The 21,594-nt window shown below is 61.8% G+C and carries 18 protein-coding genes, 1 tRNA gene and 2 pseudogenes; 10 read left to right on the top strand and 11 right to left on the bottom strand.

The features are described 5' to 3' along the window. Positions 1–408: 408 nt before the first annotated feature. Together ACEWE8_RS24385 and ACEWE8_RS24390 are read left to right on the top strand one after the other, a co-directional pair. Positions 409–614, top strand: a pseudogene (locus tag ACEWE8_RS24385) (helix-turn-helix domain-containing protein); the annotation flags it as partial. A gap of 100 nt (positions 615–714) precedes the next feature. Then, positions 715–1,038, top strand: a pseudogene (locus ACEWE8_RS24390) (ATP-binding protein); the annotation flags it as partial. A gap of 272 nt (positions 1,039–1,310) precedes the next feature. On the opposite strand, the gene ACEWE8_RS24395 reads toward ACEWE8_RS24390, so the two are convergent. The 8 genes from ACEWE8_RS24395 to ACEWE8_RS24430 all read right to left on the bottom strand — a co-directional run bounded on the left by ACEWE8_RS24395 (position 1,311) and on the right by ACEWE8_RS24430 (position 7,616). Next, positions 1,311–1,386 (bottom strand) — tRNA-Gly (locus ACEWE8_RS24395). Positions 1,387–1,449: 63 nt separating this feature from the next. After that, a complete protein-coding gene (gene pgsA, locus ACEWE8_RS24400; RefSeq protein ID WP_046785681.1) occupies positions 1,450–2,010 on the bottom strand; it encodes a CDP-diacylglycerol--glycerol-3-phosphate 3-phosphatidyltransferase in 561 nt (186 codons plus the stop codon). Between the two features lie 32 nt (positions 2,011–2,042). Further along, positions 2,043–3,866 (bottom strand): excinuclease ABC subunit UvrC, encoded by a 1,824-nt coding sequence (uvrC, locus tag ACEWE8_RS24405; RefSeq protein ID WP_046785680.1) that lies wholly within the window; start codon positions 3,864–3,866, stop codon positions 2,043–2,045. Positions 3,867–3,871: 5 nt separating this feature from the next. Next, positions 3,872–4,510: a UvrY/SirA/GacA family response regulator transcription factor gene (gene uvrY / locus ACEWE8_RS24410; protein WP_012315215.1), complete on the bottom strand. Its 639-nt coding sequence runs from the start codon at positions 4,508–4,510 to the stop codon at positions 3,872–3,874. A 63-nt stretch (positions 4,511–4,573) separates the two neighbouring features. After that, a complete protein-coding gene (locus ACEWE8_RS24415; protein WP_046785679.1) occupies positions 4,574–4,963 on the bottom strand; it encodes a helix-turn-helix domain-containing protein in 390 nt (129 codons plus the stop codon). 153 nt (positions 4,964–5,116) lie between these two features. Then, positions 5,117–5,548 (bottom strand): GNAT family N-acetyltransferase, encoded by a 432-nt coding sequence (locus ACEWE8_RS24420; RefSeq protein ID WP_046785678.1) that lies wholly within the window; start codon positions 5,546–5,548, stop codon positions 5,117–5,119. 80 nt (positions 5,549–5,628) lie between these two features. Next, positions 5,629–6,129 (bottom strand): PaaI family thioesterase, encoded by a 501-nt coding sequence (locus ACEWE8_RS24425; protein ID WP_046785677.1) that lies wholly within the window; start codon positions 6,127–6,129, stop codon positions 5,629–5,631. A 104-nt stretch (positions 6,130–6,233) separates the two neighbouring features. Further along, the gene (locus ACEWE8_RS24430) at positions 6,234–7,616 is read right to left on the bottom strand and encodes an amino acid permease (protein ID WP_119687444.1); all 1,383 of its coding nucleotides are present in this window, start codon (positions 7,614–7,616) and stop codon (positions 6,234–6,236) included. A gap of 255 nt (positions 7,617–7,871) precedes the next feature. Here ACEWE8_RS24430 and ACEWE8_RS24435 point away from each other — a divergent pair, with 255 nt between their 5' ends. Together ACEWE8_RS24435 and ACEWE8_RS24440 are read left to right on the top strand one after the other, a co-directional pair. After that, complete coding sequence (locus tag ACEWE8_RS24435; RefSeq protein ID WP_012315221.1) at positions 7,872–8,768, top strand: LysR substrate-binding domain-containing protein; 897 nt, start codon at positions 7,872–7,874, stop codon at positions 8,766–8,768. A gap of 105 nt (positions 8,769–8,873) precedes the next feature. Then, the gene (locus ACEWE8_RS24440; RefSeq protein WP_046785676.1) at positions 8,874–10,118 is read left to right on the top strand and encodes an aspartate aminotransferase family protein; all 1,245 of its coding nucleotides are present in this window, start codon (positions 8,874–8,876) and stop codon (positions 10,116–10,118) included. A gap of 3 nt (positions 10,119–10,121) precedes the next feature. Here the strand turns inward: ACEWE8_RS24440 and ACEWE8_RS24445 are convergent, their stop codons facing one another. Beyond that, positions 10,122–10,424 carry a hypothetical protein gene (locus ACEWE8_RS24445; RefSeq protein WP_012315223.1) on the bottom strand — a complete coding sequence of 101 codons (303 nt, stop codon included), beginning with the start codon at positions 10,422–10,424 and terminating at the stop codon, positions 10,122–10,124. Between the two features lie 139 nt (positions 10,425–10,563). On the opposite strand from ACEWE8_RS24445, the gene ACEWE8_RS24450 reads away from it, so the two are divergent. Beyond that, entirely contained in the window at positions 10,564–10,989 is a 426-nt protein-coding gene (locus tag ACEWE8_RS24450; RefSeq protein ID WP_046785675.1) for a hypothetical protein, read from the top strand. 73 nt (positions 10,990–11,062) lie between these two features. Then, complete coding sequence (gene fusA, locus ACEWE8_RS24455) at positions 11,063–13,174, top strand: elongation factor G (protein ID WP_046785674.1); 2,112 nt, start codon at positions 11,063–11,065, stop codon at positions 13,172–13,174. Between the two features lie 50 nt (positions 13,175–13,224). Here the strand turns inward: fusA and ACEWE8_RS24460 are convergent, their stop codons facing one another. Together ACEWE8_RS24460 and ACEWE8_RS24465 are read right to left on the bottom strand one after the other, a co-directional pair. Next, a complete protein-coding gene (locus tag ACEWE8_RS24460; protein WP_046785673.1) occupies positions 13,225–14,667 on the bottom strand; it encodes a SulP family inorganic anion transporter in 1,443 nt (480 codons plus the stop codon). Between the two features lie 102 nt (positions 14,668–14,769). Further along, on the bottom strand, positions 14,770–15,924 hold the full coding sequence (locus tag ACEWE8_RS24465) for a hypothetical protein (RefSeq protein ID WP_046785672.1): 1,155 nt from the start codon (positions 15,922–15,924) through the stop codon (positions 14,770–14,772). Positions 15,925–16,065: 141 nt separating this feature from the next. Here ACEWE8_RS24465 and ACEWE8_RS24470 point away from each other — a divergent pair, with 141 nt between their 5' ends. From ACEWE8_RS24470 to ACEWE8_RS24485, 4 genes are all read left to right on the top strand, one after another. Next, positions 16,066–16,800 (top strand): secretin N-terminal domain-containing protein, encoded by a 735-nt coding sequence (locus ACEWE8_RS24470; RefSeq protein WP_039603676.1) that lies wholly within the window; start codon positions 16,066–16,068, stop codon positions 16,798–16,800. A 492-nt stretch (positions 16,801–17,292) separates the two neighbouring features. After that, entirely contained in the window at positions 17,293–18,618 is a 1,326-nt protein-coding gene (aceA, locus tag ACEWE8_RS24475; protein WP_012315229.1) for an isocitrate lyase, read from the top strand. Positions 18,619–19,163: 545 nt separating this feature from the next. Then, a complete protein-coding gene (locus tag ACEWE8_RS24480; protein ID WP_367904173.1) occupies positions 19,164–20,921 on the top strand; it encodes an OPT family oligopeptide transporter in 1,758 nt (585 codons plus the stop codon). A gap of 400 nt (positions 20,922–21,321) precedes the next feature. Continuing rightward, positions 21,322–21,564, top strand: coding sequence for a hypothetical protein (locus ACEWE8_RS24485; protein WP_046788353.1), 243 nt, complete (start codon positions 21,322–21,324; stop codon positions 21,562–21,564). Positions 21,565–21,594 lie beyond the last annotated feature (30 nt).

Raw genomic sequence — 21,594 nt, forward strand, 5'->3', positions numbered from 1 at the left:
CTACCCGGAAGTGCCTCCCCGATAACCATGGCGCATCTTTTCGCGCCGCGCCACCCCCTTTCTAAAATAAGGAAGCGTCCTACAAGACATACCTAAGATGACAACAAATGTTCGAAGCAGTACACCAGAGTGCCAACACTGATTCATTTAATAAGAGCAACCCGACCGTCATCGACGCATTGACCCACATCAACAAAAACAACCTCAGACGAAATAGTGATCAACATGCATAAAATGCAAGTTATTTCCACCAAGCTGCACCAGAACAGAAAATTCCTACAAGTTCAAAAGCGCCACCCCAAACCAAAGCCGCAAATAGCAAACATGTACTAGCGTCGTGAGCGGTTAGTTAATTTTCTAACGAATATTGATATACTGTCTGCCTTCATACCTCGCCTGGTTTCTCGGATGCCCCGCCCCATCGCTTCCTTTTCACTGCAACCTGCTGACGCCATTACGCTTCAACATTGGTTACGCAGGAGGACGCTGGAGCGAAGCCTCGGGCTACGGGCGCGGATACTTCTTTTACTCGCTGAAGGGGTGACCCCAAGGCCATCTGTGAGCAGTTAGAGATCACTTCAACCACGGTGTTCAAGTGGCGAAAACGCTACCTTTGAATCGACGGCTACCGGCAGCGCCAGTGCCGACCGATCAGCGACCGATTCCTGACTGAGCATGGGTACACACCGGATTGCGTCGCCCTTGGGCCAGAGCCTTGCCCGCAGCGACGGTCGCTTCGCCAAATTGCTGGCCGGATACGCCAAGACTGACCTGCTGATCCTGGACGACTGGGGCTTGGCACCGTTTACCGCAGCGCAACGTCGCGACATGCTCGAACTGCTGGACGACCGCTACGGCAACCGCTCGACGCTGGTCACCAGCCAGATGCCGGTGGACAAATGGCATGCGTTGATCGGCGATCCGACCTTGGGCGATGCGATCCTCGACCGGCTGGTGCAAAACGCTTATCGGATCGAACTGAAGGGCGAATCGATGCGCAGGCGCGCAACAAAATTGACGGCGGCAGGGACTTCAGACGAACAATTCAAACCTGCGTCGCTGCGCTCCGACTGCCTGTCCAAGCGAGCGTGGAATGAGCGTCCAAATGATCGTGGGCTGGGTGTCCAAGTGTCGTGGAATCCGCATGCAGCTGCCGACCGAGCCGCGCACCGTGCGCTAGGCCGTTAAGCCTGTTTCACCTGGGCGGGCGCTGTCGCCGGCACGCAGGTAACCTGCCAAATCGCAGGCACAAAAAAAGAGGCCCTTAGGCCTCTTTTTTGTGATCTCAGCGACGCACTGAGGATCGAATTTGGAGCGGGAAACGAGACTCGAACTCGCGACCCCGACCTTGGCAAGGTCGTGCTCTACCAACTGAGCTATTCCCGCGTCGTGATAGGTGCCATTCTAGCGATATCTAAAACGGCGTCAACCCCTTGATTCAAAAAAGTTTTATTTTTGTTCCGAACCTTCACGCAGGTGCGGCCAAGCGGCCAACAGGTAATGGGCCATGGACCACAGCGTCAGCGCAGCGGCAACCAGCAGCAACCCGTAGCCCAGAATCACCCAGAAGGTCACCAGCGGCGGGTTGGCCAGCAAGATGATCAGCGCCAGCATTTGCGCTGCGGTTTTCCACTTGCCGAGGTTGGACACCGCCACATGCGCCCGCGCCCCCAGTTCAGCCATCCACTCGCGCAGGGCCGAAACGACGATTTCGCGGCCGATGATCACGGCGGCCGGCAGGGTCAGCCAGAAGTTGGCGTGCACCTGCACCAGCAGCACCAGGGCTACGGCGACCATCAGCTTGTCGGCCACAGGGTCGAGGAACGCGCCGAACGGCGTGCTCTGCTGCAGGCGACGGGCCAGGTAGCCGTCCAGCCAGTCGGTGGCGGCGGCGATGGCGAACACCGTGCTGGCGGCCATATAGCTCCAGTGATAGGGCATATAGAACAGCAAGATGAAGATCGGAATGAGCAGGACGCGTAGAACGGTGAGCAGGTTTGGAATATTCATCGGTACGACTGGCTGCGGGTTGAGCCCGCATTCTACTCGCTATGCAGGCTGGCATAAATCGACTCGGCAAGCTTTTTACTGATGCCGGGGGCTTTGGCGATTTCATCGATACTGGCGCGGTTGAGCTCCTGCAGGCCGCCGAAATGTTTCAGCAGGTCGCGGCGGCGCTTGGGCCCTACCCCGGCAACGTCTTCCAGGCTGGACACACGGCGGGCCTTGCCGCGGCGGGCGCGGTGGCCGGTGATGGCAAAACGGTGAGCTTCGTCGCGGATCTGCTGGATCAGGTGCAGCGCCGGGTTGTCGCCCTTGAGGGTGAACTCGTGCGCCACGTCATTGAGGTAAAGGGTCTCGAAACCGGCCTTGCGGGTCACGCCCTTGGCCACACCGAGCAGGGTCAGGTCGGTGAAGGCCAGCTCCTGCATCACTTCGCGGGCCATGTTCAGCTGGCCCTTGCCGCCGTCCACCAGCAGCACGTCAGGCAATTTGCCCTCGCCGCCCTTGATACGCCCGTAGCGGCGCGTCAGGGCCTGGTGCATAGCGGCGTAGTCGTCGCCGGCGGTCACGCCTTCGATATTGAAGCGACGGTAATCGGACTTGAGCGGGCCTTCGGGGCCGAATACCACGCAACTGGCTACCGTCGCCTCGCCGCTGGAGTGGCTGATGTCGTAGCACTCCAGGCGCTGGGGCACTTCGTCCAGGCCCAGCACCTCGGCCAGGGCCTCGAACCGCGAAGCCATGTGCTGGCGGTTGGCCAGGCGGGCATTGAGCGCCTGTTCGGCGTTGGTCACCGCCAGTTGCTGCCAACGGGCACGGGTGCCACGCACGCGGTGGCTGATGGTCAGCTCGCGGCCGCGCAGGGTTTGCAGTGCCTCGCTGATGGCAGCGAAGTCCTCGTGCACCACGTTGACGATCAACTCACCCGGCAATTCGCGCTCGGCATTGCCCAGGTAGTACTGGGACAGGAAGGCGGCCATCACTTCGGCCACCTCTTCTTCAATACCGACCTGCGGGAAGAAGTTCTTGCTGCCCAGCACCCGCCCACCGCGCACGCTGATCAGGTGCACGCAGGCGCCACCGGGGTTGACGAAGGCGGCGACCACATCCACATCACCAGACCCGCCTTCCATGTATTGCTGGTCCTGGACCCGGCGCAGCAAGGCGATCTGGTCGCGCAGCTCGGCTGCCTTCTCGAAGTTCAGGGCCATCGCGGCCTTTTCCATCTCGGCATTGAGCTCATTGCCCAACTGCTGGCTGCGGCCCTCGAGGAACATCACCGAATGGCGCACATCCTCGGCATATTCCTCTGCGTCGACCAGCCCCACACACGGCCCCTTGCAGCGCTTGATCTGGTACTGCAGGCATGGGCGGGTACGGTTGGCGTAGTAGCTGTCCTCGCATTGGCGTACCGAGAAGGCTTTTTGCAGCAGGCTGAGGCTTTCGCGGATGGCCCCGGCGCTGGGGTATGGCCCAAAGTAGCGCCCCTTGGCTTTCTTCGCGCCACGGTGAATGCCCAGCCGTGGGAATTGGCCGTCGGACAAAAACACATACGGGTAGGATTTATCGTCGCGCAGCAGAATGTTGTACGGCGGCCGCCACTGCTTGATGAGGTTCTGCTCGAGCAGCAGCGCCTCGGTCTCATTGGCGGTGATGGTGGTTTCGACCTGGGCGATGCGCCCTACCAGCGCAGCGGTTTTAGGGGCCAGGCCGGTCTTGCGGAAATAGCTGGCCAAACGCTTCTTGAGGTTCTTGGCCTTGCCCACATAGAGCAGCCGAGTCTCGCTATCGAACATCCGGTAGACGCCCGGGCGAGCGCTACAGGTCGCCAGGAACGCGCTGGCATCAAAGACTTGGGACATGAGGTTCAGAGGCTTGCGTCGACCATACCGTGGCGAACGGCCAGCAAGGTCAGTTCGACGTCGCTGGTGACCGAGAGTTTTTCAAAGATCCGATACCGGTAAGTATTGACGGTCTTGGGCGACAGGCACAACTTGTCCGAGATGAGCTGAACCTTCTGGCAACCGACGATCATCAGGGCGATCTGGATTTCCCGCTCCGACAGGGCGTCGAACGGCGACCCTTGCGGTTGGAACGACTTGAGCGCCAGTTGCTGAGCAATCTGCGGGCTGATGTAACGCTGCCCGGCAAACGCCAGACGGATGGCCTGGACCATCTCGTCCAGCCCCGCGCCCTTGGTCAGGTAGCCGGCCGCCCCGGCCTGCATCAGGCGCGTGGGGAACGGGTCTTCTTCACACACGGTCACGGCCACCACCTTGGTGTCAGGGTGGCTACGCAACAATTTGCGGGTAGCCTCAAGGCCACCGATACCAGGCATCTTGACGTCCATCAGCACGACATCCGGCTTGAGCTCCCGGACCAGCTTGAGCGCCGACTCGCCCGAATCCGCCTCCCCCACTACCTGCAAGCCGTCGATATCGGCCAGCATGCGTGTAATACCGGTTCGCACCAGATCGTGGTCGTCGACCACTAGGACCCTAATCAAGCAGACACCTCGTCAACAGGGCGATTGGATCCCGCCACCTTAACAAAATTTTTCAAGACGGGCCTAGCGTAAAACTTCCTTCGGAAATGTCCTACGCTCACGCCACTGTGGCCGCATCGCTTCACTGCGGCCTGCATCGCCCATCAGGCGCTCAAGCAAATGCCTAAACACCGCTTTGTCGTCGGCCGCCAGGCGCCTGAACGCGGCCACTAAACCGGTTTCATCCGCCGTCAGGCTTTCCAGCGGCGCCGGGGTGCGCACACCGCTGAGCACATAGAGCGCGTCGACTCCTCTGGCCGTCAGGGCAGCCAGGTAATCGACCCTCGGTGTGCGCTCGCCACTTTCATATTTGCCCTGGGCATTGGGCTCGACGCCGCCAATATCACCAAACACCCGCTGGGTCATTCCCAGCCGTTCACGCTCTTCCCTAAGACGCGTACCGAGCCCATTCATACTGATGCTTCTCCTGCTTCCCTAGCCATCGTCGGATACTGCTCACAACCCTGTGGGCTCTTGCAGACTGCTCGGTCACTATGCCCATCGCACGCCGGGGTCGCAAGCCAGTATTGAGCCAGCACCTAGGGCCGCAAGCTCGATCAGCAAAGATCAGCCGACCACCTTCTGCATACGCACAAAACACTCATCCTCGCCCATTTCGACAAACCCCTGGCGCCGGTACAGCCGCCGCGCCGGGTTGCTCTTGAACACCATCAAGCGCAGCAACGGCAGCCTCTGCTGCGCCGCCTTGGCAGCCAGCGCTTGCAGCACCCAACTGCCAACCCCTTGCCCGCGATGCTCAGGCAGCAGGTGCAGCTCGCGAATGAACAATGCCTGACGGTCCTTGCTGAGGCTGCAGAAGCCCAGCACGCGGTCCCCGTCTACGACCAGCCACTGCTCGCGCCAATCCCAGGCCTGATCGAACGCTTCTTCGATCCACAACAGATCGAACTCCCGGTAGTACGCCAGCATGGCCCGACGCGTGAGGTCACGGGCGAAGGTGCGGTGGGCATCGGTGGCAGGTATCAGCTCAATGGGCATCACACACCGTCCAGGGTGCACAACCAACGGTGGCCGGGCAGCTCGCGCTTGCAGCGGGTCATGGGGCTCTCCTGCCGTTGTCAGCTCACCTGGCCATGGGCCTTGAACTTGAGCTTTTCGGTATCCACACGGACGAACACCGAATCGGCGCAGACGGTCAGCACATCCCCCGCCCAGACCTCGCAGACTACCCGTGTCTTGCGTCCGACTTCGCCTTCCACACGCGCCTTGAGCAGCAGCTCGACCCCCATGGGTGTGGGCTTGAGGTAGTTCAGGCCCAGGCTGCCGGTGACACAGTCGATACGCGGCAGGCTGCCGGGGGTACGCCCTTCGGCCCGGTAGTGGTAAGCCATGGCAGCCCAGTTGGAGTGGCAATCGACCAGCATCGCCAGCAGGCCGCCGTAGACGAGCCCCGGCCAGCCGGTGAAGGTGGTGTCGGGCGTGTGACGGCACAGCAGATGGATACCGTCGGCGTCCCAATGGCTCTGCACATGCAGGCCGCTGGGGTGGGCAACGCCGCAGCCGTAGCAAATGCCGTCGGGTGCGGCCAGTGCCTGCAGGGAGAGAGCTTGTTCGGTCATACGCTTCCTGTGCTTTTTGGAATGGGAAGGGATGCAAGCTGCATGGTAGCGCCGCGTTGGGCATGGGCCAATGAAAATGCGGGGCGCAAAGCGCCCCGCAAGGGTCAGGCAGGCTGCGCCACCGCCCTGGCACGCCGCTGGGTCAGCGAAACCAGCACGATGAACAACGTCACCCCGGCCGTCATCAGCGTCTCATAACGGTACGCATCACTGAACAGCATGTAGCCCAGTACCATCACGATGGTGCCGATCACCAGCCAGGTCAGCCAGGGGAACAACCACATCTTCAACTCCAGCGGCCGCCCCTCTCGATCAGCCCGGGCCCGCATGCGTAGCTGCGAGACGGCAATCACCAGGTACACCAGCAAGGCAATCGCACCGGTGGTCGACAGCAGGAAGCCGAACACCTTGCCGGGGAATACGTAGTTGACGAAGCAGCCGGCAAAGCCTGCCAGGGTCGAGAGGATAACCGCCACCGTCGGCACGCCGGCACCGGAGATACGCTTGGTCATGCTCAGTGCCTGGCCGCGGGCACCCAGGGAATACAGCATCCGCGAAGCAGTGTAGAGGCCGGAGTTCATGCAACTGGTGACCGCCACCAGCACCACCAGGTCGACCAGCAGTTTCGCCCCGGGCACATTCAGCACCTCAAGTACCCGCTGGAACGAGCCCACGGCCTTGAGTTGCGGATCGTTCCAGGCCACCAGCGACACCACCAGGAAGATCGAGGCCAGGTAGAAGATCGCGATGCGGTACACCACCAGGTTGGTGGCGCGGCGGATCTTGTCTTTCGGGTTGGCGGTCTCGTCAGCGGCAATGGTGACGATCTCGGCGCCGAAGAACGAGAAGATGGTGATCAGCACGCCACCGAGCACCGTACCGAAGCCATTGGGCATGAACCCGCCGCTGTCCCAAAGCCGGCTCACCCCTGAGACCTCGGCCAGCGGCCAGAAGCCGAACACAGCCAGGCTGCAGACCACGATGAAGGCAATGATCGCGATCACCTTGACCAGGGCAAACCAGTACTCGAACGCACCGAAGTTCTTCACGCTGACCAGGTTGGTGCCCGACAGCAAGAACATGATCAGGAAGGCGAACAGCCAGGACGGTACCGCCGGGAAGTAGGCATGCAGGATGTCAGCCCCGGCGATGGCTTCGACCGGGATGATCAGCACCCAGAACCACCAGTACAGCCAGCCGATGGTGAACCCTGCCCAGGGGCCGATGGCCTCGGAGGCGTACGTGGAGAAGGAGCCGCTGTTGGGGTTGGCGATGGCCATTTCGCCAAGCATGCGCATCACCAGCAACACCAACAGGCCAGTCATGGCGTAGGAGATGAGAATGGCCGGGCCAGCGGTGGCAATGGCGTTGGAGGAACCGATGAACAGGCCGGCGCCAATGATGCCGGCAATGGAAATCATCGACACCTGACGGGAGGTCAGGCCGTGCTGCAGGGAACGCTGTTTCTTGTTTTCTAGCGAAGCCATGGAGAACCCTCGAATGGGTCGGCCGCCGCAGGGACGGCTGAAAAAGTTGGAGCAGAATTCTTGTAAGTGGTGATGTTCTTTTTTCTTGTTTTGAAGTCGCCGGCGGTGCACTTGCCTCCTCTTCGCAGTACCGGTTGTAATCGTTGATCCAGGTCAGTATTAATCTATAGGGCGAGGTCAACAAACGACCTTTTCGAAGCACATGATTCCAATACGGAATGAACTCCTTCCTTTTTTGCTCGGTACGCGCCTGCCATGTCCAAACGCCTGATGCCCTCGACTACCGCCCTGCAGTGCTTCGAAGCGGCCGCCCGCCACCTGAGCTTCACCCGGGCGGCGCAGGAACTGCACCTGACCCAGAGCGCCGTCAGCAAGCAGGTCGCGCAACTTGAAGAAATGCTGGCGCACTCACTGTTCCAGCGCATTCGCCGGCGCCTGCACCTGACGCCGGCGGGCGCCCTGTACCTGACCGAAGTGAACAAGATCCTTAACCAGATCGACATTTCCAGCCGCTACATCCTCAGCTATGGCGACGAAACCGAAGTGCTGCGCATCGCCACCCAGCCCACCTTCGGTGCGCGCTGGCTGGTGCCCAGGCTCAAGGGCTTCGGTGACCGCTACCCGCGCATCCACCTGGACATCCGCAACGAACTGGAGCCGTTCGACCTGGTGCAGGCCAAGGCCGACATCGCCTTCTTTTTCGGCCAGGGCACCTGGCCAGGGGCGACCTGCATCGAACTGTTCAGCGAAGAGGTGGTGCCGGTGTGCGCCCCGCAGCTACAGGCCAGGCACCGCTTCGACAGTGCCCAAGCCCTCACCGAACACCGCTTGCTGCAATGCGCATCACGCCCGGAGGCCTGGCACGAATGGTTTCTGGGGCTGGGCCTGCACAGCCAGAACAGCTACCACGGGCCGCGCTTCGACACGTTCTACCTGTGCATCCGTGCGGCCATCGCCGGTTGCGGCATCGCCCTGATCCCGCGCTATCTGGTGGCCGAGGAGTTGAGCGAAGGCAAGCTGGTAGTGGCGTGGGACCACCCGGTGGCGAGCAATGGCCGGCACTTCATCGCCCATGCCGAGCATGCGGCAGAGGTGCCGAAGATCAGGGCCTTCGTGCAGTGGATTGGTGAACGCGTGGCAGAGGGAGATTGACCAAGTTCGCGAATCCAGGGAATGAACGCAATCGAATAATTCGTTTGCGGAACGACACTTCGGCGCGCTTCGATATTAAGAAACTCGAACAAGGTCCGCGTGCCCATGAATCTGGAAAGTATCAGCCAATCCATTGCCATCGTTCATCCGATTACACTTTCCCATGGCCGTAATGCCGAAGTCTGGGATACCGACGGGAAACGTTACATCGACTTCGTCGGCGGCATCGGCGTGCTCAACCTGGGCCACTGCAACCCGGCCGTGGTCGCGGCCATCCAGGCCCAGGCCACGCGCCTGACCCACTATGCTTTCAACGCGGCGCCTCACGGCCCTTACCTGGAGCTCATGGAGCGCCTGCGCGCGTTCGTGCCGGTCAGCTACCCGCTGGCCGGCATGCTTACCAACAGCGGCGCAGAAGCGGCGGAAAACGCCCTCAAAGTCGCCCGCGGTGCCACCGGCAAGCGCGCCATCATCGCCTTCGACGGCGGCTTTCATGGCCGCACCCTGGCAACCCTGAACCTCAACGGCAAGGTCGCCCCCTACAAACAACGCGTCGGTGAACTGCCGGGGCCGGTGTACCACCTGCCCTACCCCAGCGCCGATACCGGCGTCACTTGCGAGCAGGCGCTCAAGGCCATGGACCGCCTGTTCAGCGTCGAGCTGGCAGTAGAGGACGTGGCGGCGTTCATCCTGGAGCCCGTGCAAGGTGAAGGGGGCTTCCTCGCCCTGGACCCGGCCTTTGCCCAGGCGCTGCGCCGTTTCTGCGACGAGCGCGGGATCCTGATCATCATCGACGAGATCCAGTCGGGTTTCGGCCGCACCGGCCAGCGCTTCGCCTTCCCGCGGCTTGGCATCGAGCCAGACCTGCTGCTGTTGGCCAAAAGTATCGCCGGCGGCATGCCGCTGGGGGCGGTGGTCGGGCGCCAGGCGTTGATGGCGGCGCTGCCCAAGGGCGGCCTCGGCGGGACCTATTCGGGCAATCCGATTGCCTGTGCAGCGGCGCTGGCGAGCCTGGCGCAGATGACCGATGAGAACGTCGCCACATGGGGCGAGCGCCAGGAGCAGGCCATCGTCAGCCGGGTTGAACGCTGGCAGCAACGCTTCCCGGTCATCGGACGCCTGACAGGCGTCGGCGCGATGCGCGGGATCGAATTCGTCAATGGCGACGGCAGCCCTGCCCCCGCTCAGCTGGCCAAGGTCATGGATGCAGCAAGGGCAAAAGGCCTGTTGCTGATGCCCAGCGGCAAGGCGCGACACATCATTCGCCTGCTGGCGCCACTGACCATCGAAGCCGAGGTGCTCGAAGAAGGGTTGAACATCTTCGAGCAGTGCCTGGTCGAGTTGAACTGAGGCTTACAGGCCCAGCTCTTCCGGGGTGAGCATGTCGGATTCGAAAGCGATCCAGCCGCCTTCGAGTTCGGCGTGGCCGTTGACGATCGGGCCGTAGTAGGTCAGGCCGTTCTCCAGCGTCACGCAGATATGCGTGGCCGGCTTTTCCGGGGCCGCGAGCGTACCGACGAAATGCACCTTCTTCAGGGTTTCGGTCACGGCTTCCAGGCCAACACGCATGCTGGGGTTTTCCGAGGCCTCGATATCGCCCCCACGGTCTTCGGCGCTGATGGTGACGGTGGCGGTGTACGGGAACTGGGTGCTCAAGCGGGGTTACCTCGGTGTTGGATGCAGGCTTGCGGGCGCGTAGAGTACGGCAGCTGTGCGCAGTTGTCTCTAATGGCCTCCCCCGCCCTGATCTGTTAGGGTGCCCGCCGATGCACGCCACACCACACGAGGACACCGAGTGAGCGCCGAAGAACCCCTGATCGCCGACCTGTTCGAGGTCGACAAACGCCTGACCCTCAAGCCCGTCGTGGATTTCAACGCTTACCTGCGCAACGCCTTCGGCGAAGGCCCGTGCCGCTGCCACCGCTGCACCGAAGGTGGCGACGAAAGCACCTATACCCACGCCCACAGCTTCACCCTCGATGGTCGCCAATGGCACCGCCGTTTCGCCACCACAGCCGGCAGCGACGTGGCGCAGGTACTGAAAAAAGCCTGGCTGTCGTACACCAAGGCAGACCTGAACCCGGTCGGTGCCCTGGACCTGACCACCCTCAAGACCTTCACCGAAGCGGCTCTGCACGAGCGCCTGCTGGCCCTGCTGCCCGCCAGCGGCGTTGCCCGCGAAGTGGACGGCCAGTGGCTGCTGCAAGCCCAGGCCGACTGACGGCCCGGCGGTAAAGCAGGATTCTCCCGCTCTGCTACCTTGGGAGAATCCGCTCATCCGCAGGTAGTCCGTCATGGCCCGCACAACGCCCATCGAGCTGTACCGCAACATTGGTATCGTCGCCCACGTGGATGCCGGCAAGACCACGACCACCGAGCGCATCCTGTTCTACACCGGGGTCAACCACAAGATGGGCGAGGTGCACGATGGCGCCGCGACCATGGACTGGATGGCCCAGGAACAGGAACGCGGCATCACCATCACCTCGGCGGCGACCACGGCCTTCTGGCAGGGCTCGACCAAGCAGTTCGCCGACAAGTACCGTTTCAACATCATCGATACCCCCGGCCACGTCGACTTCACCATCGAGGTGGAACGTTCGCTGCGCGTGCTCGATGGCGCCGTGGTGGTGTTCAGCGGTGCCGACGGGGTAGAGCCGCAGTCCGAGACGGTGTGGCGCCAGGCCAACAAGTATCACGTCCCGCGCCTGGCCTATATCAACAAGATGGACCGCCAAGGCGCAGACTTCCTGCGCGTGGTCAAACAGATCGACAAGCGCCTGGGGCACCACCCGGTACCCATCCAGCTGGCCATCGGCAGCGAAGAGAACTTCATCGGCCAGATCGACCTGGTGAAGATGAAGGCGATCTACTGGAACGACGCCGACCATGGCACCACCTACCGCGAAGAAGAAATCCCGGACGAACTCAAGGCACTGGCCGACGAATGGCGTGCGCACATGGTCGAAGCGGCGGCCGAGGCCAATGATGAGTTGACCACCAAGTTTCTCGATGGCGAGGAGCTGAGCATCGACGAGATCAAGGCCGCCCTGCGCCAGCGCACCATTGCCAACGAAATCGTGCCGACCATCCTTGGCTCCTCGTTCAAGAACAAAGGCGTGCCGCTGATGCTCGATGCGGTGATCGACTACCTGCCCGCGCCCTCCGAAATCCCGGCAATCAAGGGCACCGACCCGGACGACGAAGAGAAACACCTGGAGCGCCACGCCGACGACAACGAACCGTTTTCGGCCCTGGCGTTCAAGATCGCGACCGACCCGTTCGTCGGCACGCTCACGTTTGCCCGGGTGTACTCCGGGGTGCTCAGTTCCGGCAACGCAGTGCTCAACTCGGTCAAAGGCAAGAAGGAGCGCATCGGCCGAATGGTGCAGATGCACGCCAACCAACGTGCAGAAATCAAGGATGTATGCGCCGGCGACATCGCCGCCCTGATCGGCATGAAGGACGTGACGACCGGCGACACGCTGTGCGACATGGACAAACCGATCATCCTCGAGCGCATGGACTTCCCGGACCCGGTGATCTCCGTGGCCGTAGAACCCAAAACCAAAGCCGACCAGGAGAAAATGGGCATCGCCCTGGGCAAGCTGGCCCAGGAAGACCCCTCGTTCCGCGTGCGCACTGATGAGGAGACCGGCCAGACCATCATTTCAGGCATGGGCGAACTGCACCTGGACATCATCGTCGACCGCATGCGGCGTGAGTTCAACGTCGAGGCCAATATCGGCAAGCCCCAGGTGGCCTACCGCGAGAAGATCCGCAACACCTGCGAGATCGAGGGCCGCTTCGTTCGCCAGTCCGGCGGGCGCGGCCAGTATGGACACTGCTGGATCCGCTTTGCACCGGGCGATGAAGGCAAGGAAGGCCTGGAGTTCATCAACGAGATCGTCGGCGGCGTGGTACCCCGCGAGTACATCCCGGCGATTCAGAAAGGCATCGAGGAGCAGATGAAGAACGGCGTGCTTGCCGGCTACCCTCTGATCAGCCTCAAGGCTGCGGTGTTCGACGGCTCCTATCACGACGTCGACTCCAACGAGATGGCCTACAAGATCGCTGCCTCCATGGCCACCAAGCAGCTGTCGCAAAAAGGCGGAGCGGTGTTGCTGGAGCCGGTGATGAAGGTCGAAGTGGTCACGCCCGAGGAATACCAAGGCGACATCATGGGCGACCTGAGCCGGCGCCGCGGCATGATCCAGGATGGCGACGAGACCCCCGCCGGCAAGGTGATCCGTGCCGAGGTGCCGCTGGGAGAAATGTTCGGCTACGCCACCTCGATGCGCTCGATGACCCAAGGGCGGGCCAGCTACACGATGGAGTTCACCCGTTATGCCGAGGCGCCGGCGAGCATTGCTGACGGCATTGTGAAGAAGAATCGCGGGGAGTGAAGCCGCGAGGGCTATGCCGGCGATAGGGCCAGCACAGCCCCCGCAAAAACTCAGTGCTGCTCGCCAGCGCGCTTCAACAGTTTCTTGCAGCGCTCGGACAGATGCACCACCCGCAGCTGCTTGCCCGCCTTGGCATACCGCTCGCGCAAGGTCTTCAACGCAGCAATTGCCGAATAATCGACGAAGCTCACGTGCTGGCAATCCAGGGTAACCTTGGCCGGGTCACCCGCAGGGTCGAACTGGTTGAGAAACGGCGTGACCGAGGCGAAGAACAGCGTGCCATGCACCTGGTAATGCTTGCCCCCCTCGGCGTCTTCATGGCTGTCGGCATACAGCTCCCGCGCATGCTGCCAGGCAAAATTCACCGCCGCGATGACAATGCCGAACAGTACGGCCGTGGCCAGGTCGGTGAACACGGTGACCACCGTCACGGCAATGATCGCCAGCACATCGCTCACCGGCACTTTGTGCAGCACGCGCAAGGACGCCCACGCGAATGTCTGCTGGGCGACCACGAACATTACCCCGACCAGCGCCGCCAACGGGATACGCTCGATCAGCGGCGACAGGAACAGCACGAACAGCAGGATCATCACCCCCGCCACCACGCCGGACAGCCGGCCGCGGCCATTGGAGCTGAGGTTGATCACCGTCTGGCCGATCATCGCGCAGCCGCCCATGCCACCGCACAAGCCGGAAACCATGTTGGCCGCACCCAAGGCCACGCACTCGCGGTCCGGGTAGCCGCGGCTCTCGGTGATCTCGTCGGTGAGGTTCAGGGTCAGCAGGGTCTCCAGCAAGCCGACCATGGCCATCAGCACCGCGTAAGGGGCGATGATCTTCAGCGTTTCAAGGTTCCAGGGCACATCCGGCAGGGCCAGCGTCGGCAGCCCACCAGCAATGTGCGCCATGTCGCCAAGGGTGCGGGTTGGCAGGTCGAGCAGGTACACCAAAAGGCCAACGCCGAGGATCGCCACCAGCGCTGGCGGCACGGCGCGGGTCAGCTTTGGCAGCACGTATACCACCAGCATGGTCAGTGCCACCAGGCCGATCATCAGCCAAAGGGGCGTGCCGCTGAGCCACTGCTCACCCGTCTTGAAATGCTCCAGCTGGGCCATGGCGATGACGATCGCCAGGCCGTTGACGAAGCCAAGCATCACCGGATACGGCACCAGGCGCACCAGCTTGCCCAGGCGCAACAGGCCGAACAGGATCATCACCACACCGCCCAACAGCACGGTGGCCAGCAGATACTGCGCACCGTGTTGCACCACCAGGGCGACGATCACCACCGCCATCGAGCCGGCAGCACCGGAGATCATGCCCGGGCGACCACCGAACAGCGCGGTGAGGGTACAGATGATGAAGGCGCCGTACAGGCCCATCAGCGGGTTGAGGTGCGCCACCAGGGCGAAAGCGATGCACTCGGGCACCAGAGCGAATGAAGTGGTCAGGCCGGCGAGCAGGTCGGCGCGAAGTCGGGCGGGTTTCATGGGTGTCCTGTGATGCAGGGCCAGGCGGCCGGTACTGAAAACAATCGAAGGGCGGGATGTTACGGAATTTGTCTGGCAGTGACCACCGCGAGCGGGCCAGCCCTAGCCGCGCGCCAGCCACTCGGCCATTGCCACATCCTCCAGCGCGTACTCGCCGCGATTGGCCTTCCACACCAGCTCCTTTTCCCGCAAGGCATCCAGGGCTTTTTGCACATTGGGTGTCGTGGCGTTGGCTTCGGCAGCAGCCTGTTCCAGCTTGCGATTGACGTCGATGAAGGTCTGTTCGGTGAAGGGCGAAAACGGCTGCCGGGCCCGCGTGCGCTCGGCCATCACTGCCAGCACCGCCTGTTGCAAGGCAGACAGCTCGTTCCAGGCGCTTTCGTAGTCGCTCCACACCCCGGCCTGATGGTTCAGCGCACCGGTGCGCAGCAGCTCGCCAAGGTTGCCTGCCTCGCCCAGCCCGATACTCACCTCGGTGAGCAGCTTGCCGAGCATCTCCGGGCGCCGGCCAACACGCTCAAAGGCATACTCCAGATCCTCGGCCTTGAACTGGTTGCTGGCCGCCAGACGGCCATTCCAGACACCGGTCACGAAGTCGACGAAGTCCCGCCCCAACAGCGGAAACGCAGTGATGCTGGCGCCATAGAATGGCTGCTTGCTCTTGAGCACCAGATTGGCCAGCTTGTCCCGGCTGGACCCGGTAAACACCAGGCGCAGGCCATCGGGGCGGTCACCCCGGTTGAGGTGATCGCGCGCCGCCTTGAGCGCGAACATGGCGTTCAGCCCACCCTCGCTGTTGAGGGCATGCTGCGCCTCATCCACCACCAGCACCACCATTTGCCCGCACACCTGATGCAGCACCGCAAGCGCCTGGGCCAGCGTGGTACCGGCGGGCAGTTGCGGGCGGGTGAAATCCCAGCTGAGCGTACGCAGCAGGTTGATCTTGTCGATACCCGCCTTCTTCGCGGTTTTGGCCAAGGTACTTTCAAAACGCGCCAGAGCGCTGCCGATGGCACCGCTGATCAACTCGGCAGGGTCGGCATCACGGTCAGACCACAGGTCGACATACACCGGCAGCCAGCCGCGCTCCAGGCAGGCTGGAATGAAGTCGTTGTTCAGGAAGGTGCTCTTGCCCGTGCGCCTTGGCGCAGCGAGGAACATACCCGAGCTGTAGTCGACGAACGATTCGCCGGCCAGGTCCCGTACCAGGGCTTGAGCCAACTGTTCGCGGCGGAAGATCGGGCGGGCAAGGCTCATGGCAATATCCTGAATTATCCAGATGACTATAATTTATATCTTATAGAATAAAAGCAGGATAAAAGACACCTTGTGATGGACAACCGGCACGAGTCGCACAATTTTGCCATCATGTTGATTCCACCTGCGGAGATCATGGACATGGCGCTACGCCCCTTTCTAACTTCCCTGCTGCTGGCCGCCAGCCTGGCCGCCCAAGCCGCCACCGAAGTGCTGCCGCTGCAGCACCGCAGCAGCGCCGAACTGCTGCCCGCCGCCCAGTCGTTCATTGGCAAGGACGGTAGCGTCAGCGCCTTCGAGAACAAGTTGATCGTCACTGCCAGCCCCGAACGCGTAGACGACCTGCGCGCCCTGCTGCAACAGCTGGACACCGCGCCCAAGCGCCTGATGATCAGCGTCGACAACAACGACAGCAACTATCAGGACAACCGTGGCAATGCGCGCATCATCCATTACGGCACCAGCAACCGGGATGGTGGCCTGCAACAGGTCCAGGCCAGCGAAGGCCAACCGGCGCTGATCCAGGTCGGCCAGAGCATCCCTGTCACCAGTACCAGCACCGACGGCTATGGGCGCATCCAGAGCAACACCGAATACCGTAATGTGACCCAGGGTTTCTACGTGACCCCAAGCCTGATCGGCGAAACCGTTCGCCTGCAAATAAGCACCAATAATGACCGAATGAGCCATGAACGTGCTGATGTAGTGAAAGTACAAAGTACCGACACGACGGTCACCGGCAAGCTCGGTGAGTGGATTACCCTGGCTGGGTTCAACCAGCAGAGCCAGGCCGATCTCAGCCCGTCAAGCCGCACTTACAGCACCCAACGGGGTGAAAACATGACTTTACGTGTCAAAGTCGACCTTCTCGACTGATCCCAGGCAAATCAAGGCCTCGACCAAAGGCCTTGAAACTGACCAGCAAGTCGCATTAGACCAAAGATGTAGTAAGCCCAAAAAAGCACTACAAAACATTTGACAGGCTCTTTTTCCCAAGGGCATGATGGCCTCGCTCCCGCTAATCAGGGGCCCTGGCAAGGGCCTTCGAGGCGCCCCCTCCCACCCTTGGAGGCACCTCGTGTCTATACGGCCCACAAGGCGGTTCGACGGGATTGCGACTGCAACGAAGAAGTTGTCCCGAGGGACGGAAGCGCATCACCGCAGTTCTGGCAATCGCGTAGCACCGCAGCAAGGCATCCACGAGCCGACCTGCCGGCGCATGCCCTCGCCCAGGCTGCAACTCCTTCCCCCTTCGAGCCTTCGCGTTCGCCGCCGCACTCCCCCGAACAGGACAGCCGCCACACCCCTGATTCGCTTCGTGAGCATCAGCACAATTACCCCAAGATCGATGCGACGAGGTTTATTTCCATGGCACTGACACGCGAACAGCAAATTGCAGCCCTCGAGAAAGACTGGGCCGAAAACCCGCGCTGGAAAGGCGTGACCCGTACCTACACCGCCGCCGATGTCGTTCGCCTGCGTGGCTCCCTGCAGCCGGAGCACACCCTGGCCCGCCTGGGTGCAGAAAAACTGTGGAAGCTGGTCACCGAGGGTGCCCACCCGTCCTTCCGCCCAGAAAAAGATTTCGTCAACTGCATGGGCGCCCTGACCGGCGGCCAGGCAGTGCAGCAGGTCAAGGCCGGCATCCAGGCCATCTACCTGTCTGGCTGGCAGGTGGCCGCCGACAACAACTCGGCCGAGTCCATGTACCCTGACCAGTCGCTGTACCCGGTCGACTCCGTACCAACTGTGGTCAAGCGCATCAACAACTCGTTCCGCCGCGCCGACCAGATCCAGTGGAAAGCCGGCAAGAACCCGGGCGACGAAGGCTACATCGACTACTTCGCGCCAATCGTGGCGGACGCTGAGGCCGGTTTCGGCGGCGTGCTGAACGCCTACGAGCTGATGAAGAACATGATCGAAGCGGGCGCCGCCGGCGTGCACTTCGAAGACCAGCTGGCCTCGGTGAAAAAGTGTGGCCACATGGGCGGCAAGGTCCTGGTACCTACCCAGGAAGCCGTGCAGAAGCTGGTTGCAGCGCGCCTGGCCGCTGACGTATCGGGCGTACCGACCATCATCCTGGCCCGTACCGACGCCAACGCCGCCGACCTGCTGACCAGCGACTGCGACCCGTACGACCAGCCGTTCGTGATCGGTGAGCGTACCCGTGAAGGCTTCTACAAGGTCCGCGCCGGCCTCGACCAGGCCATCGCCCGCGGCCTTGCCTACGCGCCGTACGCCGACCTGATCTGGTGCGAAACCGCCAAGCCGGACCTGGACGAAGCCCGCCGCTTCGCCGAAGCGATCAAGAAGGAATACCCGGACCAACTGCTGTCGTACAACTGCTCACCTTCCTTCAACTGGAAGAAGAACCTGGACGACGCCACCATCGCCAAATTCCAGCGCGAGCTGTCGGCCATGGGCTACAAACACCAGTTCATCACCCTGGCTGGTATCCACAACATGTGGCACGGCATGTTCAACCTGGCGCACGACTACGCCCGCAACGACATGACCGCCTACGTGAAGCTGCAGGAGCAGGAATTCGCCGACGCCAGCAAAGGCTACACCTTCGTGGCGCACCAGCAGGAAGTGGGCACCGGCTACTTCGACGACATGACCACCGTGATTCAGGGTGGCGCATCGTCGGTGACGGCACTGACCGGTTCGACCGAGGAAGAGCAGTTCCACTGATAGTGGTTTGCTGCTGAAGAAAGGGCCCGGGGCTTGTGAAAAGCCCCGGGCTTTTTAGTTCAGGTTTCTGGTTGTTTTCAGAAAGTCGGCTTTCCCCGGCTCGAATGAGCCCACGCAGATCTGAAACCTTCATGCCAGAGGGGTTTCGGCATTGCGCTGCAGCAGCGCCCAGAGCGATGACAGGTGTAGCAGCCGTTATGAGAATGACGCACGTCACATCGCACTGACTTTTCTTTCACTCAATTTTCACGGCACCAAGCAGAGACTAAAGCTATCCCTACGTGATAGACGCTCCTTTGCCCGCCCCTCCCGGCGGGCTTTCTTTTGCTCACGATTTGCAGTGGCTTGTCTCATCGCCCATTGCACCGTCCATTTCAAAAGCGCTACCCATCGGCGCACCGCAATAACTGGCAGATAGCCAAACCGGGCCAAAAATTTTTCAAATCTCTTTGCCAGCCGGGTCACACTGGCTGCCACTGAACCTTCGTGGCTTTCCGGGCTCAGTTGTGCAGACAACGCTTGCGCCATCTAGAAAGGGATTTGTAATGGGACATGCTCCAGCCGCCGCCCTCCCAAGGGTTCGCATCGAACGTGAGCTGAGCCTGCGGGCTGTGCTCACCGGCGCGATGCTGGGCATTTTGCTCACGCCATCGAATGTCTATGCGGGGCTCAAGATCGGCTGGTCATTCAACATGTCGATCATCGCTTTGCTGATCGGCTTCGCCCTGTGGCAGGGTATCGCGGGCCGCAAGAAGGAGCGGCCCGTTTGGACGCTGCACGAAAGCAACATCAACCAGACCGTGGCTTCGGCCGCCGCTTCCATCATTTCCGGCGGGCTGGTGGCGCCGATCCCTGCCTATACGCTGCTCACCGGCCACCAACTGGACCCGTTGCCGATGATGGCCTGGGTTTTCTCCGTAAGCTTCCTGGGCATCTGGATCGCCTGGTATCTGCGCCCCGCCTTGCTCAACGACCATGACCTGAAGTTCCCCGAAGGCATGGCGACCCTGGAAACGCTGCAGCAGATCTACCATCATGGGCGCGAAGCCATGTCTCGCATCAAGGTTCTGTGCAGTGCCGCGCTGCTGTCAGGGCTGGTGAAGTGGATTGACGGCTTCGTCTGGGCGATACCACGCTGGGCACCCACGCCTGCGCTCGAGCGCCTGACCTTTACTGTCGATCCTTCGCTGTTGCTCATCGGCTTTGGCGGCATCATCGGCATTCGAGTTGGCCTGACGTTGCTGTTCGGCGCCGCGCTGGCCTGGGGCGGGCTAGCGCCGTGGCTGATCGACCACGCATTGGTAGTGATCGCCCCGAACGCCAGCGGCCCCCAGTTCGCCGCGCTTGTGGAGTGGCTGTTGTGGCCGGGCGTTAGCCTGATGGTCTGTGCGACCTTGACTTCATTGGCAGTTCGTCTGTTCCGAGTGTCACGGCGGTTGCCTGCAAATGCGCTTGCACATCGGGCGCCGCGCGCCAGGATACGGTTTTCGCCAGGGCCTGCATCCGGCCTGCTGCTATCCGTCGCTCTGGTCGTCGCCCTGCAGGCGCTGCTGTTCGGGATCGACTGGTGGATGGCGTTGTTGAGCATTCCTTTGGCGATTTGCCTTGCCGTCGTCGCCGCGCGCGTCGTTGGGGCCACCGGCATCGCACCGATTGGCGCCATTGGCAAGCTGTCGCAGCTCGGCTTCGGCCTGATCGCCCCCGGCCAGGTGGCCATCAACCTGATGAGCGCCAACACGGCGGGTGGCGCGGCCGGGCAATCCACAGACCTGATGAACGATTTCAAGGTTGGCCTGGCGATCGGCGCGACCCCGCACAAGCAACTCGTTGCCCAATGCATCGGTATTTTCATCGGCAGCGTGGTCGGCGTGCTGGTTTACCTGATGCTGATACCGGATCCGCAGGCCATGCTGCTTACCGAGCAGTGGCCTGCGCCGGCTGTCGCGACCTGGAAAGCGGTGGCCCAGACGCTGACAGTTGGGCTGGGAGCACTGTCGCCGGAGATTCGCTGGGCGATTTTGGCTGCCAGCGCTGTAGGCGTGCTGTTGGGCACGCTGGACAGCCTACTACCGCAACGGGCCGCCCGCTGGCTGCCGAGCACCGCCGCACTGGGGCTGGCATTCATATTGCCGGCGTCGATCGCGATGATGATGGGTTTTGGCGCAGTGCTCACATGGCTGGTCAACTGCCGATGGCCGAGCGTCACGGAGCGCTTTGCGATCACAGCGGCAGCTGGGTTGATTGCCGGTGAAAGTATCACGGGCGTAGGGGCATCGTTCTGGGAGATGCTCCGGACGCTGTAGCTGTACGAAACAGCGTCGCGAACACGGCATGAGGCAGCGCTTGTACCTTTGGCTGCCCTGAGTAAAGGTCAGTTCTGGGTCCGGCTGGTTTCTGTTTGTGTTCGGAAATCAGATTTTTTCCCTTTCTTGTAGTCCATTTCCCAAACATACTTCAGCCGCCTGTTTTCCGTTGCGGTCGCCCTGCTGGCGCTCTAGTCTCGGCCTGTTGCTGCACATCAGCGACATGGCTTTGACAGGCCGCGACGGTATTTGGCATACAGCTATCTTTATGGCGGCTGTACGTGTGGGCACGCTTGCGTGCGCCGGAACTTGCCAATTCCACCGGTCTGTCAACCCACGTACCGCTGCCACCCTTCTGTTTGACAGCAGAGAGGTCGCCGCACTTACAAGGAATTGGATAATGTTAAAGATAGTCCCCGATCCACCCCATGCCCTCCACGCTCTCGAAGACACTCTGATTCAGGCCGCAGACTTCGCTAACTGCGCGCTAGCCGTTACGCATCAGGCGATACTGGTTCAGCCGCGGTCGCCTGCGTCGGCCCTGATGATGGCGTCAACACATGAACTCGAGTCGCTGCGTGTGCTGCTCGAGGCGGCATTGATTCAGGTCCAGATGCCGACTGAGCCGCGAACGCTGCACTAAATCGATAACCCTGTGTTGCCTGGGCTGGCT

Origin of the sequence: Pseudomonas sp. TR47, from assembly GCF_044143025.1 — a bacterium.
GTDB classification, from domain to species: domain Bacteria; phylum Pseudomonadota; class Gammaproteobacteria; order Pseudomonadales; family Pseudomonadaceae; genus Aquipseudomonas; species Aquipseudomonas putida_E.

Excerpts from the sequence above, each read along its gene's own strand:
- pgsA (WP_046785681.1), bottom strand. The coding sequence starts at position 2,010 with ATGAATATTCCAAACCTGCTCACCGTTCTACGCGTCCTGCTCATTCCG.
- uvrC (WP_046785680.1), bottom strand. The coding sequence starts at position 3,866 with ATGTCCCAAGTCTTTGATGCCAGCGCGTTCCTGGCGACCTGTAGCGCT.
- aceA (WP_012315229.1), top strand. The coding sequence starts at position 17,293 with ATGGCACTGACACGCGAACAGCAAATTGCAGCCCTCGAGAAAGACTGG.
- ACEWE8_RS24485 (WP_046788353.1), top strand. The coding sequence starts at position 21,322 with ATGTTAAAGATAGTCCCCGATCCACCCCATGCCCTCCACGCTCTCGAA.
- ACEWE8_RS24470 (WP_039603676.1), top strand. The coding sequence starts at position 16,066 with ATGGCGCTACGCCCCTTTCTAACTTCCCTGCTGCTGGCCGCCAGCCTG.
- ACEWE8_RS24465 (WP_046785672.1), bottom strand. The coding sequence starts at position 15,924 with ATGAGCCTTGCCCGCCCGATCTTCCGCCGCGAACAGTTGGCTCAAGCC.
- ACEWE8_RS24425 (WP_046785677.1), bottom strand. The coding sequence starts at position 6,129 with ATGACCGAACAAGCTCTCTCCCTGCAGGCACTGGCCGCACCCGACGGC.
- ACEWE8_RS24415 (WP_046785679.1), bottom strand. The coding sequence starts at position 4,963 with ATGAATGGGCTCGGTACGCGTCTTAGGGAAGAGCGTGAACGGCTGGGA.
- ACEWE8_RS24440 (WP_046785676.1), top strand. The coding sequence starts at position 8,874 with ATGAATCTGGAAAGTATCAGCCAATCCATTGCCATCGTTCATCCGATT.
- fusA (WP_046785674.1), top strand. The coding sequence starts at position 11,063 with ATGGCCCGCACAACGCCCATCGAGCTGTACCGCAACATTGGTATCGTC.
- ACEWE8_RS24460 (WP_046785673.1), bottom strand. The coding sequence starts at position 14,667 with ATGAAACCCGCCCGACTTCGCGCCGACCTGCTCGCCGGCCTGACCACT.
- ACEWE8_RS24430 (WP_119687444.1), bottom strand. The coding sequence starts at position 7,616 with ATGGCTTCGCTAGAAAACAAGAAACAGCGTTCCCTGCAGCACGGCCTG.
- ACEWE8_RS24420 (WP_046785678.1), bottom strand. The coding sequence starts at position 5,548 with ATGCCCATTGAGCTGATACCTGCCACCGATGCCCACCGCACCTTCGCC.
- ACEWE8_RS24435 (WP_012315221.1), top strand. The coding sequence starts at position 7,872 with ATGTCCAAACGCCTGATGCCCTCGACTACCGCCCTGCAGTGCTTCGAA.
- ACEWE8_RS24480 (WP_367904173.1), top strand. The coding sequence starts at position 19,164 with ATGGGACATGCTCCAGCCGCCGCCCTCCCAAGGGTTCGCATCGAACGT.